This window comes from Wolbachia endosymbiont (group B) of Longitarsus flavicornis, assembly GCF_964028135.1.
Lineage (GTDB): Bacteria > Pseudomonadota > Alphaproteobacteria > Rickettsiales > Anaplasmataceae > Wolbachia.
The window spans coordinates 747119-761235 of record NZ_OZ034758.1; the positions used below are offsets into that span (position 1 = coordinate 747119).

A 14117-nucleotide genomic window follows, 5' to 3' on the forward strand; every position below is an offset into this window, starting at 1 on the left:
CTTATCAAAAATAAAGTTATGAATATGGATATAACTACTAGCCTATTAGGAGACATTAGTAATTTAATAGATAGAGCAAAAAATCATCTTTCTGTTCAATTCAATTCTACTCTAGTATTGTTAAACTGGGAAATTGGCTCTAGAATTGATCAAGATATTCTAAAGCACAAACGTGCAGATTATGGGAAGCAAATCATCTCCCAACTTGCAAAAGAACTTCAGATTAAATATGGACGTGGTTTTGATAGAGCGTCATTATTTCGTATGGTGCAATTTTCTAAATTCTTTTCTGATCAAGAAATTGTCGCGACACTGTCACAACAATTGAGTTGGTCACATTTTGTAGAAATTATTGCAATTTCTGATGAGCTGAAGCGTAATTATTATATAGAAATGTGTCGTATTGAAAGGTGGAGTGTTAGGGCACTACGTAGTAAAATCGATACTATGTTGTATGAACGTACAGCGCTAGCAAAAAAAACTGAAGAGTTTATAAGAAGGAGTATAAAAAATTTACGTGAAGAAAATATGTTAGCACCAGAATTCATTTTTCATGACCCATACTTCCTTAGCTTCATGGAATTGCCATCAAGTTATAGTGAGACTGATCTAGAAAATACAATCTTGGATGAATTGACAAAATTTTTACAAGAGTTTGGAAATGATTTTTGTTTTGTAACACGTCAAAAAAGGATGAGTACTAAAACAACTGACAGGTATTTGGACCTGCTATTTTTTCACAGAGGATTAAAACGCCTTATAGCAATAGAACTAAAAATAGGTCGCTTTGAACCAGCTTATAAAGGACAGATGGAATGGTATTTAAATTGGTTAGATAAAAATGAACGAAAAGCAGGTGAAGAAAAACCGTTAGGGATTATTTTATGTGCTGATAAGGATCAAGAGGATATAGAATATCTTGAACTCGAAGGCTCTAATATTCATGTTGCACAGTATTTAACACAGCTTCCTTCTAAAGAAATTCTTGAAAAGAAGTTGAGAAAGGCTATTTCTATAGCACGTGAAAAACATGCAAGTATTAAGTCAAATCCATGAAAAATATATGAAAGGAATGGATGCTAAAACAGGAAAAGCGTTAGAAGGAATAGAGCACTTAAAGCAATCGATAATTGATATACTGACCACTCCTATTAACAGTAGAATAATGAGGAGAGATTATGGGTCAAGATTATTTGAATTGGTGGATAAGCCAATAAATAGAGATTTAACACTTGAGATATATGCAGCAACTGCAGAAGCACTGGGGAAATTTGAGAGGAGATTTAAGTTAGAAAAAGTAAAAATGACAGAGGTGAAAGAAGGAAAAGTAACGCTTGACCTAGAAGGATTATACGTACCAAGTGGGAAAAACATTCGCTTTGATGGAGTCGTAGTATAAAGATGCAGCAGACTAACATTATTGAGCCACTGAACTTCGAAGAAATTCTGTCTCGGATGAGGGAAGAGTTGGTGAAGCGTGACGCAAGTTTTACAGCATTAGTTGAAAGTGATCCAGCGATGAAGGTATTAGAAGTAGCAGCATGGCAAGAACTTTTGCTTAGAGAAAGAATAAATGAAGCAGTAAAGAGTAACTTACTTAAATTTGCGACAGGAGAAGATCTTGATAATTTAGCTGAGTTTTATGGAGTGGAGAGGCAAAAAGAAGAAGAGGACGAACGATTTAGAAAAAGAATCAAAGCAAAAATAGCAGGTTGGTCAACAGGAGGAAGTAAAGAATATTATAGATATCATGCACTTTCAGCAGATAAAAGAGTAAAGGATGCGCTGGTTGAGTCAAAAGTGCCAGGAAGTGTAGAGATCTCAATTTTATCCACAGAGTTATCCACAGTGCCAGAAGACCTACTTGAAATTGTAAAAAAGCAGGTTACCAGAGATGATATAAGGGTTTTAACAGATACAGTAACAGTAATTGGTTGCAATATTACGGAAATAGATATTCACAGCAGGATCAGTGTTAATTCACAGGCACTACCAGAAATTATTGAAATAGCAAAGAAACAATTTATCGAAAAATTTGAGTTAGCAAAGAGATTGGGGTGGAGTGTGACAAGATCATGGATAATAGCGAATTTATTTGTAGATGGTGTAGAAAATGTGGAATTAATCGAGCCAAAAGAAGATGTTGTGGTGCTAGGTAATGAGTGTGCTGCTTTAAGAAACTTAGAGATTGAGTTGAATTAATGTTATTGCCACCAAATGCAACAAAACAGGAAAAAGCGCTAGTAGATGCAACGGATTATAAAGTTGATCCAAGTTGCATCAGAGGGTTTAAGTTTAGTCTTAAAGAAGAAACATTGCCGTGGTTGATTGAGGAATATGAATTGGGGGAGATACTACGCTGGGTAAAAGATAAAAGAAGAGCGATAGTAGAAGGAGTAAAGTTTCAAAGACTGAGAGGAACCCCAGAATCACTCAAAATAGCACTAAAATGGGCAAATATAGAAGATATTACAATTATCGAAGAACCACCTGGAAAACATTTTTTTGAGCTGCAAATTGGAATAAAGGATGTGCCAAATGACTTTTTTGTAGATGCAGTTGTAGAATTGGCAAAGCTGTCATTACCAGCAAGATCAAGGCTAATGAGGATTTTCAATGACCACTACAACATTGATAGGTTTATTTTAGATGAAAGCTTTTTTGGAAGTTTGTTATCGGATTACTCGGGGATAAAAATTGAAAAAGATGGACCAGTACTGTCATTCGGTAGAAAGAACACATTTGAGCTAAAAAGCTTAAATCCAAATTTTAAGTTTAGCACTTTTCGGATTCATTATGAGCAAGCATTTAGTAATGATGTATATCGATTAGATGTAGCAGTACTTGGAGAAACAGAGACTCACACAAGGGATTATAAAGGCATTTATGAAAGAAGTCATCAGTGGTACAACTTAAAAGCACTATATCCATTACCACAGAGTTTATTACCATCGATTAAATTTGCAAAAGCGCAGATAGTATTATCAGACAGTTGGGATTTAGGAGACATAAATACGTGCTTTCCAGTTAGTAGCGTAGAAGAAAGAGGAAATAAATTTGTATTGGGAAACGATAAACTTTCAGGGCAACGTTGGAATTTAAAACACAAGCCAATTTTAGAAAGGTTTAGCGTTACTCACCACTACAAAATAGAAAACTATACAGATCAGAAGATTACAAAATATGGTTTGGCAGAACACAACGTTTACTATAAAAATGATTTAGATTCAGAGCAAAAAGACTCAATACACGAATTAGAAAATTACATTTTAGTATTTTACCCGGGAGTACTGAAGTGGCATGAACATCGACATTTGCACAGAAGTTGGAAAGATAGTCGAATAATATCTCTAATAAGTTAAGTACTTATATTTAGATACTCATATACTATATTAATAATAGGTAAAAGTGTATGAAATAAAAAGAAAAAGACTTGCTTTCTTATGCTAAAACAGACATGACTTGAATAGCAGCAGGTAAATATAAGAAATTTATCTAACGCTAGAAAAGCTAATTTTGTGAGGTAAGTATGAAGTTTAGCAAAGAATCTTTTAGTAAGTTTTTTAAAGAAGTATCAAGTAACGATATTAATAAAAGAAATGAAGAAGGAGAGACGATATTACACCAAGCAGTAGAAATCTCTGATTACAAAACAGTGAGATTATTAATAAAAAAAGGAGCAGAGGTAAATGCAAGAGATAAAAATGGTTATACACCACTACACTGTGCAGTATTTGCGAAAAGCTTAGAAAATGTAAAAGTGCTGCTAAGGGAAGGAGCAGAAGTAAATGCCACTCAATATGTCAGTGGATGTACGCCACTCCACTCTGCATGCAAAATAGGAGGAGTTGAAATAATAAAAGAGCTAGTAAAAGCAGGAGCTGAGGTTAATCAACTGAATAAATATGGTGCAACACCAATGTATTACATCTGGGAAAGTGAAAAGCATTGTCTATGTGATAGCAAAGAGAGTGAAAAGGCGAGTAAATTTCTGAGAGAAAAAGGTGGAGTAACAAAAAGTAGAGAACTGACGTGCTATGGAATAGAGAGGCTAGTGGGAGAAATAGCAGACATGTTGAATGGGAGTTATTTACCAGAGTTAAAAATAATAGAGATAGAAGAAATAAGGAAGAGAGACAAATCGCTAATAAAGAAAGAATGTCAAAATTTAGCAAGCAAGATAATCAGCCAAGTGAATGAAATGATAGATGAGGTAGAAAATGTAGTAGGAAGAAAGGCTTAAAAAGGGGACTTGATTTTAAAGAAAAGGTGAGGTGGATTATGTTAAAGCTTGGCAAATTTAATAAATCAGCAAAAGAATTATCAGAGAACTCATATAAAAATATTTATGCAAGAGACGAGAATGGAAGAACAGCTCTGCATTATGCAATAGACGCAAAAACAGTGAGTTTATTAGTTGAAAAAGGAGTGAATGTAAATGCAGCAGACGTAGGAGGATATACAGCACTGCACCTAGCAGTAACGGAGAAACGTCTAGAAATCGTGAGAGAATTGATAAAATCAGGAGCAGAAGTAAATGCTGAGGAATATGGAAATAAATGCATACCTCTACACCTTGCGTGCATGGTAGGAGAAAGAGAAATAGTGGAGGAGCTAGTGAAAGCTGGAGGAGAAATAGAACAAGCAGATAAATTTGGAATGAAAGCAATGGATTATGCGAAAAATAGCAAAGAAGTAACCAAGGTGTTGAAGAAAGAAACAGACAGAATTGAGAAGCTATTTATGAAGGGCTAAAAATATGGAGAAAGAAATAGAAAAGAAAGTAATGAATTTAGAGAAAAAACCTTTGAATGAGCTGAGAAAAATATGGAAGAAGGTATTTGTGGAAGAAGCACCTAGATACTCAAAGAAATATCTGATACCTAGATTAGCGTATAGAATGCAGGAGGAAGCGTATGGAAAAATGTCAAGAAAAGGAGCAAAAAGACTAGAGTATCTAGCAGATCGACTAGAGAAGGGAAAAAGAATAAGTAGTGACAAACTTCCAGTAGCAGGAACAGAGCTAATATTAGAGAGAGGAGAAGAGATGCATGCGGTAATGGTAACAGATAAGGGTTTAATCTACAGAGAAGAATTTTTTACGTCATTGTCAGCAGTAGCCGGAAAAATAATGGGAATGAGTTACAATGGGCCGCTTCTATTTGGAATGAGAGATAAGGAGAAAGAATGCTGAAAGAGGTAAGATGTGCGATATATACTAGGAAGTCAAATGAAGACGGGTTAGAGCAGAAGTTTAACAGTTTAGATGCGCAGCGAGTAGCATGTGAGAAATATATAAAGAGCAAAGAAGGTTGGGTAGCATTGGCAAAAAGGTACGATGATGGAGGCTATTCAGGAAAGAATTTAGAAAGACCAGCGATAAAGGAATTATTTGAAGATGTAAAAAAAGGAGAAGTAGATTGTGTAGTAGTATATACGCTGGATAGGCTCTCGAGAGAAACAAAAGACAGCATCGAAGTAACGTCATTTTTTAGAAGGCATAGAGTAAATTTTATAGCAGTAACACAAATATTTGACAATAATACGCCAATGGGAAAGTTTGTACAAACAGTGTTATCAGGAGCAGCACAACTAGAAAGAGAAATGATAGTAGAGAGAGTAAAAAATAAAATAGCAACATCAAAGGAGCAGGGATTGTGGATGGGGGGAACTTTGCCGCTTGGATATGATGTAAAGGATAAAGAATTAATAATAAATGAGAAAGAAGCAAAAGTGGTAAGTTATATATTTGAAAGATATTTGGAGCTGAAGTCAATGGCAGAGTTGGCAAGGGAGCTAAATAGTCAAGGTTACAGAACAAGGTCTGATATCTTTAAAAAAGCCACGGTGAGAAGAATAATAACAAATCCAATATATATGGGAAAAATACGGCATTATGAGAAAGAGTATGAAGGAAAACATGAGGCGATAATAGAGGAAGAAAAATGGCAAAAAGCGCAGGAATTGATAAAGAATCAACCATATAGAAAAGCAAAATATGAGGAAGCGCTACTTAGGGGAATAATCAAGTGCAAGAGCTGCGATGTAAATATGACATTAACGTATGCGAAAAAAGAGAATAAAAGGTATCGATATTACATATGTAATAATCACTTAAGGGGAAAAGGTTGTGAATCAATAAACAGAACTGTAGTAGCAGGAGAAGTAGAAAAAGAAGTGATGAAGAAAGCTGAACAGCTATATGAAAAATGGGGAAAAAAAGCGGAAGAGTGGAAAAATTTAAGCTTTGGAAAACAGAAAGAAGTAGTGAAAAAGTTAATAAAAGGAGTAATGATAAAAGAAGATGGAATAGAGGTGAGTTTAGAGGATAAGGTGGAATTTATACCAATAAAAAAGAAAGGAAAGAAATGCACAGTAATTGAGCCAGAAGGCAAAACAAACAATGCACTACTGAAAGTAGTGGTAAGGGCTCATCTGTGGAAACGCCAACTGGAGGCAGGAAAATATGCAAGTGTGAAGGAACTGAGCGTTAAAATTAATATAGGTACAAGACGTATACAGCAAATTTTGAGGTTGAACTATTTAGCACCAAAGATTAAAGAAGACATAGTAAATGGGAGGCAGCCAAGGGGTTTGAAATTAGTTGATTTGAGAGAAATACCGATGCTGTGGAGTGAGCAAAGGGAGAAATTTTACGGCTCAGCGTCGTAACGTTTATAAAAACAACAATATGAAAAAACATCGAAAAAAGTATGTGCCAGAAAATTAAAAAAGGTTATTGCAAAAGGAGCTACTACAAAGGGCCACACAAAAAGATGCTGAAATTGATATAGAAAAGTAAGTCAATGTTACAGAATCAATTATGCGAAAAATATCAATATAAATAATGAAGATTTTAGCATACTGGATGCAACAATGGTAGAAAATGATCCAAAATCTATAAATTATAGTAGTTTATATTTAAATAATAATCTTTAATCTTTATGGCAAATTAATCTACCTAGAAACTTCTCTCCTAGGATCAGAAGTCCTTCTTAATTCTTCACGTTCTGTCCATTTGTTGTTAGACTCGCTTATTACTTCAGGACGCATTAATCCACCAGATCTTTCAAAATATCCCTGTTTAATAGCATCGTAGACCCAGTAGTTACCAAGCTCGCAATCATTGCCTAACTCTTCTTCGCGATCTTTGAATTTTTCTAATATTTCTTCTCTATTACTCACTTCTACTATAATTTTGCTTTTATTCTGTATGTCAGGATATAGCCTAACGTCTACATTTCCCAAACTAGTATAGAAAGTTAATACTATATTGCTGCCTTCTGTAAGATCTGTGTAATACCTTATTCCACCTTCGGTTTGAATTTCTACTTCACTTTTACCAATCCTTATTATATCTCTTTCATATTTTATGCTTCCCTGAGTTAATCCTAAATTTCCTGCTCTATCTGTAATCTTTGCAACATCTATTATGCTGTCTCCAGAATATTCTAAGTAGAGAGTAGAGTTATCTATTCTTACATCATATAACTCACCATTGATGGTACTTTTCGCCAATTCAATAAATTTATGAGCATTGCTAATATAATTTTCATGAGCTTTTACCACATTAGCTTTATGATCATAAAATTCTGACTCCAGTGCATCAACTACACCAATACCAATTTTATTGTTAAACACTGCTCCCCTTGATACCAACTTACATATTATGCTGCTGGCAACTTTAGGATTTTTCTCTAATTTACTGATTTTTTCTATTACGTGATCTACAAAATTATATGCTTTTTTACCTTGAGAAGAACGCTCAGAAAAACCAATCCTTACTCCGGAACTTATAGCTTTATTTACGACCTCTTCTAGTTTATACATATCTCGAGCCTCAGATATCTTATTTAAAAATTTGTTCAGCTTTACCTGATTTGGTGTATTCCATAAAGTCGATTTTACACAATACTTTTCTCCCACATTATAAAAAGATCCACGACAATCCAAGAGAGAATCTTCTTTCTTGCAAAAACTACCTGCGTCTACTGATAGAAATAAATCTACTACTTCCTTATCAATGTCCCGAGCATAATTAAGTATTTTTGACCTACCATCTCTGTCTCGAATACTGAGAATCATTTTCAGATCTTCACTACTCTTGTGTTTATCTAGAAACTCTTTTAAACTTTTAGTGGAGTGAACGAAGTTAGCGAAATAACCTGGACGATCTTCATCTTTACTCCAAATACAATCCTGATATGCATAAAAACATTCATTAAGTATAAAATACAATTCTTCACTCAAATTTTTTTGTTTGTCAGTGAAAAAGCATTCCTCAATATAGTAGTAATGATTATCAATTGCGATCTGCAGTGGGGTTGCTCCTTTTTTATCCTGTATGTTAGAATTAGCTTTTTTCTCTATAAGTAAATTAACATAGTCAGCATGACCAATACTAGCGGCATGATGTAAGGGTGTTTCTCCTCTGTGATCTTGTATATTAGGATTGGCCTTTCCTTTTAAAAGAGAAGCTGCACTAGCAAGAACATCAGTATAATGCAGGGGAGTCCTTCCTTTATCATTCTGTATATTAGGATTAGCACCTGCCTCTAAGAGTAAATCTACAGCTTCATTATATTCTTCAGTTACCTTACCTACAGAAGACACTAGGTGCAATACTGTTAATCCAGATTCTCCTCTTTTAAGGTTAAGAACAGTTTTAAGGTCTTGATTATTCTTATTGATTTGTAGGAAATTTTTAAGTTTTTCAATATAGTACTCACAATGTCTATCTTCTTTTTGATCATAATGACATGGATCTAAACTTTTAAGAATATTTAGTAATTCTCTATTTAACTCCTTTTGACTTCCTGTTAAATTAGGTGTACTAGCAATCCATGTACATACTATACCCTCAAACGAAAGTTTACTATCCATTAAAAGACGAGAATTAAGCGATGAAAAAAGATGTTTTTTTATCAATTGATACTCTGCATCTAATATTTTGTCAGTGCTTAAATCTTCTCCTAGCTTTTGCTCATATGCTTTTTTATCTTGCCCAGTAATACATTCATTAACAATCATATCACACCTCTTACTAGCCTAGATATATTATGTACAATATATAATATTAGTCAAGCTAATTTCAACATAATCTTTTTACTACTTATGTAGTTAAGCTTTTGTTAAGTTTTTATGGTGAGTAATAATGGAGTATATAGAGAGGTTAAAAGTTGTTTATTACTGGAAGTTTTAGCCAATTTTACTATAGATGAATATAGTTAAGACCTATATTTGATATTACTACTATAAGAGCATGATGGATTATGCTTTAAAGGAGTGGAAAAACTGCTGAAGATTATACAGTAACCTGCGGAGCAACTTCAGCAGAATAAACAAACACATGCCAGTATTAGTAGAGAATTATTTATAAGTCAACTAACTTTTTCAAAAAATACTTTAGTAAAAGTACCATGCTAGCTAGTGTTATAAAGAATTGAATTATTGACTCTTCCTAAGATTGCAAAAAAGGTCGTATATTTGTGAGAACAAGCTGCGTAAAATAAGGTTATAAAAATAGAAGCTTGAAATCTTTGCAACAAAATTGGGTAAAACAGTTCGTATGTAGATATGGATGAAATGGTCTAATATGGCTAGTTTTAGCGTATAGCAAAATCACTATATTAAAAAGTTCGTATGGTACACGTGGTAGACCAACGCATCCCAAAACAAACTCTTCTCTCACTAGTTGGTTGTTAGTGCTGAAAATAGTTATATTATTTAAGTTATCAATAATATATAATACCAAGTTAATATAATTTGTTTATAGATGACGGAAAAATTCATTGTAGATTTATATTAAAAAGTAGAACTAGATTCTTTTCTAGTATCATCATTTTTGTAAAAATATCCCTAACTTTCTCTCCACTTTTTCTGGGTAAGGTCAAAATTATTTACTGCTTGAATAATCCATAAAATTAATATTTATTAACTTTAAATTATTAAATTTTTAATAAAAGTGATTTATAATATCGTATGCTTACAATATGGAGAAAACTATGCCTACAAATGATAATAATGAAGAGTTTGAAAAGTTTGAAGATGCACCAGAATATACTTATACTTCACAGGATATTAAGCTGCAGAAAGCTATTCTCGATATACTAAAGAGTATTGCAAGATCATCTCCAAATGAAAAAGAAGAGGTTTTTCGAGCATTATCAGAACAAGTTGATCACATATACGCTCAGAACTTTACAATCAATGATGAGGGATTAAAAAGGCATACAAATAAGGAGGAATTTAAAAAATATATTGAAGATTCTATAAAAAATAAAAAAATAGCAGATCTTAATGAAAATGTGATAAAAAAGGCATTAACAAAGGTTAGTGAAAGTGCATTAGAAAGGTTAAAGAAAGCATATAACAATGACATAAATAAAAACGATACAGAAAATATTTTAGATAGAGTAGGAAAGCTTGAGAGTTTGTATGGGGATGATCTAGCTAAAGAGATTATTCATATTATTGTGTTTTCTCCTTTCTATTTAATAGAAGCAGTGGTATCGATTATGGCTATCGGACTTCGTCACCTTGTCAAAGATGTCGAAAAAATAAGCAAAGAGGGTGGTAGAGAGGTAGTTCACCATTCTAAAAATATTCTTGATACTTTAAAGTTTTGGAAAGACACTCGACTTGAGAAATTTTTGTTAGATACTAAAGAGTTAGGAGATGAACAATATCGTAGTTTTGCTGTTACTGGATATCAAGTTCCAGAAGAGCAAAGAAAATTTGCGGAGGCATATAGAGATAATCCTCTCATTCTTGATATAATTAAAGAAAAGATGGGTAAGGATAATTATTTGCAATTAAATACTGAAGGAGGTGAAAAAATTGAGATTACAAAGTCAGATTGTGATAAATTTAAAGAGAAAGCTGCCAGCAAAGCAGGTGCTGATAAACAAGATTTTCATGCGCTGCTTGGAGCTCTTTCATCTATAACGAGAAATGATTCGGTATGGCAAGAAATATTGACTACGGGAAAAGAAAAAGCAGCTGTGACAAAACCAGATACAACATTAGGTAATATCAAAATTGATCAAAGCGAAGACAAAAGCCGGGGAAAGTAGATTACCAGCATACTGAGAAAAGCTATCAAGATGGTAAACAGTATGTTGGGAGTTATGAAAGTAATCGGTATTACAGTAGTAAGGACCTGAAAACAGTAAATAATTACGAGAACATAAAAAATTTTATAGCAATAGGTTTACCAGAGGTAGCAGTAGAAAAAATACCATCAGGTAGTGCTGATTTTGCGGAACTTAAGTTAACAAATTTTGTAAAAGAAGAAGATTCTTTCTCTTTAAATCTAAAAAGTGATACTATCTCTACTGAAATAAGTTTTGAGCAGCTTCGTGTATATAATCCTCTCTCACCTTCTAATTATCTTGAAGATGATAATGATATAATAATTTTGGTCAATTCGGATAGCATAAATATAAAAAGTACAGTTTTGAACAATCGTCTTGTAAAGCAGTACGTAAAACCTCAATACGATATGAATACAAGAGAATTTGATAAGTTTCCGATTGAAATATCAGTAGAGAGTATAAATTTAATTACAGACATAGATATTGAGAGTGTGAAAAAACCTCTCAACTTTGCGATGAGACCAATAGTAAATCAAGTTGTAAGTAAAGTACTAAACGGAAAAACGAAAATAGAGTTGCCAATAGAAAATATTTTATTTAATGGTAGGTTTCTGAACAAGTTGCAGACATCAAAAGAGGATAAACCATCAACAGAATTGAATGTAAAAAGTATTAAAGTGCAAAAACAGGAAGAGCGTTCACTTTAAAACTCTAGAATATGGGTTTTCTAAAAATTGTATTAAACAAATAGCTGATTTTAGCGTGTAATAAAATTACCATATAAAAAAGTTCGTACAGATCACATGGTAGATCATGCCATCCCAAAACAAACTCTTCTTTCACTAGCTGGTTTTGAGTGCTGGAAATGGTTATATTATTTGAGTTTTTAATAATATATGATACTAAGTTAGTATAATTTATTTAGAGATGAAGGAAAAATTCTTGCAGCTTTGTATTAAAAAAACAGGATTCTTTCCATTGATAAAAATAAAATACGAAAATATAGCTCTTCTCATAATAGTGGAAACAGGATAAAATAGAGACTTAGGGTAATAAGAAGGTAAAAGTGCCAGCAGCGTACAGTTATGACTTAAGGAAAAAAGCCATGCAGGCGTTAGATGAAGGAGAGAGTAAAACAGCAGTAGCAAAGAGGTTCAAAATCGGTAGAGTAACATTATACAAATGGGAGAAAAGGTGGAAAGAAACAGGAATCAAAGAAACTGGGGAATAGAGGCTATAATCATAAAATCACCAATTGGAATGCATTTGCAGAATTTATAAAAAAATACGGCGCTAAAACACAATTAGAGGTGCTGGGGCAATATAAGTCGTCAAACGATTCATAGAGCTCTAAAAAAAATTGGATTTACACGCAAAAAAAGACTTATGGATATAAAGAAAGAAACGAAGAAAAACGAGCTCAATTTTTGAAAATCATATCGGCAAAGTCCCCTAAAAATTTAGTATATATTGATGAATCTGGTATAGACAATACAGAAGATTACCCTTATGGATATTGCAGAAAAGGAGAATGCACTAAAATCAGGTAAGAAAACTCAGAGAGTTAGCATGATTGCAGCTTTAAATAAGGGAAAAATCGTTGCACCTATGACGTTTGAAGGCTATTGTGATACAGAGGTTTTTAATGGCTGGTTCGAGCAATTTCTGGCACCAATTTTACAGCCTGGACAAACAGTGATTTTAGATAATGCAACTTTTCATAAGTCTAAAAAGATTGTCGAATTTGCCAAAAGGGTTGGTGCAGACATTCTGTATCTGCCTCCATATTCTCCAGATTTCAATAAAATTGAGCATCATTGGTTTGCTATAAAAAACAGAGCCAGGAAAAACATTCCTCTTTTTAAATCTTTTCGTCAAGCTGTCGATTCTGCTTTTCTTCATTTGTTTCCACTATTATGAGAACAGCTATACCTATTATTGAGAAATATAAAATTCATAAGTTATTAACGACTTTATGCTAAAATTGCTATTTTAGAAAGGGAATTTACAGATGAATTATTCACATTATGACTTATGTAATTTTATTGAAGAAAAGAATATTAACATGATAAAAGATTGTATAGATGAAGGAGTAAATCTTAATGGAAGGTGCGATGAAGACGAGAGACCTTCTCCTTTACATAAAGCTGTTATTGAAGGCTATCTAGAAGCAATAGAGGCTCTATTAAAGTCAAATAAAATTGATGTTAATCAACAAACCGATCTTGGAGATACTCCTTTACATAAAGCTGTTAAGATGGGTAATATTGAAGCAATGAAGGCTCTATTGCAGTCGGATAAAATCAATATTAATGCAGGAGGCTTAGGTGAAACCACTCCTTTACATATAGCTGCCGTAAGATGCAAGGTAGATGCAGTAAATACTCTATTAAAGTCAAATAAAATTGACGTTAATGCACAAAACGATGATGGACACACCCCTTTACATTTAGCTGCTGATAAAGGTTGTGTAGATGCAATAAGGGCTCTATTGCAGTCAAATAAAATCAATGTAAATTTAAAAGATAATGATAAATGTAATCCTTTACATACAGCTGCTTACACAGGCCGTGCAAACTCAATAGAGGCTTTATTGAAGTCAAATGAAATCGATGTTAATTCAAAAGATTATTATGGAAATACTCCTTTACATTTAGCTGCTTTGGGAGACAAGGAAGACGTAATGAAAGCTCTATTAAAGTCAAATAAGATCGATGTTAATCCAAAAAATGATAGTGGAAAGACTCCTTTACATTTAGCTGCTGAGGAAAACCGTATAAACACAGTGAATGTTCTATTGGAGTCAGATAAAATATCGATGTTAATCCAAAAGATAATAGTGAAAAAACCCCTTTATATTATGCTGTTAAGAATGGCCATGGATCATCAGTAGGTCTGCTGCTGATAAACGCGAATAAATCTAAGGACAATGATGGAGTAGCTGGAAAAGATATAGATGAAGATGGATGGCATGCCGAATATCGTCAAAATACTGATACTGAATTAACGATGATGGAAAAG

General features: G+C 33.3%; 12 protein-coding genes and 1 pseudogene. 12 read left to right on the plus strand and 1 reads right to left on the minus strand.

Going from position 1 to position 14117, the window contains the following annotated elements:
• The first annotated feature begins 24 nt into the window (after positions 1-24).
• From ABWU45_RS03435 to ABWU45_RS03470, 8 genes are all read left to right on the plus strand, one after another.
• Positions 25-1056 (plus strand): YhcG family protein, encoded by a 1032-nt coding sequence (locus tag ABWU45_RS03435; RefSeq protein ID WP_338406667.1) that lies wholly within the window; start codon positions 25-27, stop codon positions 1054-1056.
• A 7-nt stretch (positions 1057-1063) separates the two neighbouring features.
• A complete protein-coding gene (locus tag ABWU45_RS03440; RefSeq protein WP_265024142.1) occupies positions 1064-1399 on the plus strand; it encodes a GPW/gp25 family protein in 336 nt (111 codons plus the stop codon).
• Between the two features lie 2 nt (positions 1400-1401).
• Entirely contained in the window at positions 1402-2202 is an 801-nt protein-coding gene (locus ABWU45_RS03445; protein WP_265024141.1) for a baseplate J/gp47 family protein, read from the plus strand.
• Positions 2202-3362 (plus strand): phage tail protein, encoded by a 1161-nt coding sequence (locus ABWU45_RS03450; RefSeq protein ID WP_265024140.1) that lies wholly within the window; start codon positions 2202-2204, stop codon positions 3360-3362. Before ABWU45_RS03445 ends, ABWU45_RS03450 begins: the two co-directional genes overlap by 1 nt.
• Positions 3363-3529: 167 nt before the next feature.
• On the plus strand, positions 3530-4243 hold the full coding sequence (locus tag ABWU45_RS03455; RefSeq protein WP_353279003.1) for an ankyrin repeat domain-containing protein: 714 nt from the start codon (positions 3530-3532) through the stop codon (positions 4241-4243).
• Positions 4244-4281: 38 nt separating this feature from the next.
• Entirely contained in the window at positions 4282-4755 is a 474-nt protein-coding gene (locus tag ABWU45_RS03460) for an ankyrin repeat domain-containing protein (RefSeq protein WP_338406668.1), read from the plus strand.
• Positions 4756-4759: 4 nt separating this feature from the next.
• Entirely contained in the window at positions 4760-5194 is a 435-nt protein-coding gene (locus tag ABWU45_RS03465) for a DUF2924 domain-containing protein (RefSeq protein ID WP_338406669.1), read from the plus strand.
• Complete coding sequence (locus tag ABWU45_RS03470; RefSeq protein ID WP_353279004.1) at positions 5188-6672, plus strand: recombinase family protein; 1485 nt, start codon at positions 5188-5190, stop codon at positions 6670-6672. The genes ABWU45_RS03465 and ABWU45_RS03470 overlap by 7 nt, the downstream gene beginning before the upstream one ends.
• 285 nt (positions 6673-6957) lie before the next feature.
• On the opposite strand, the gene ABWU45_RS03475 is transcribed toward ABWU45_RS03470, so the two are convergent.
• Entirely contained in the window at positions 6958-9030 is a 2073-nt protein-coding gene (locus ABWU45_RS03475) for an ankyrin repeat domain-containing protein (protein WP_338406671.1), read from the minus strand.
• 974 nt (positions 9031-10004) lie between these two features.
• Between ABWU45_RS03475 and ABWU45_RS03480 the strand changes: the two genes are divergently transcribed.
• The 4 genes and pseudogenes from ABWU45_RS03480 to ABWU45_RS03495 all read left to right on the plus strand — a co-directional run bounded on the left by ABWU45_RS03480 (position 10005) and on the right by ABWU45_RS03495 (position 13989).
• Positions 10005-11075, plus strand: coding sequence for a hypothetical protein (locus ABWU45_RS03480; protein WP_353279005.1), 1071 nt, complete (start codon positions 10005-10007; stop codon positions 11073-11075).
• A gap of 344 nt (positions 11076-11419) precedes the next feature.
• Positions 11420-11803, plus strand: a complete 384-nt coding sequence (locus tag ABWU45_RS03485) for a hypothetical protein (protein ID WP_353279006.1) — start codon at positions 11420-11422, stop codon at positions 11801-11803.
• 359 nt (positions 11804-12162) lie between these two features.
• Positions 12163-13016 (plus strand): annotated as a pseudogene (locus tag ABWU45_RS03490) (IS630 family transposase).
• A gap of 91 nt (positions 13017-13107) precedes the next feature.
• Positions 13108-13989, plus strand: coding sequence for an ankyrin repeat domain-containing protein (locus ABWU45_RS03495; protein WP_353279007.1), 882 nt, complete (start codon positions 13108-13110; stop codon positions 13987-13989).
• Positions 13990-14117 lie beyond the last annotated feature (128 nt).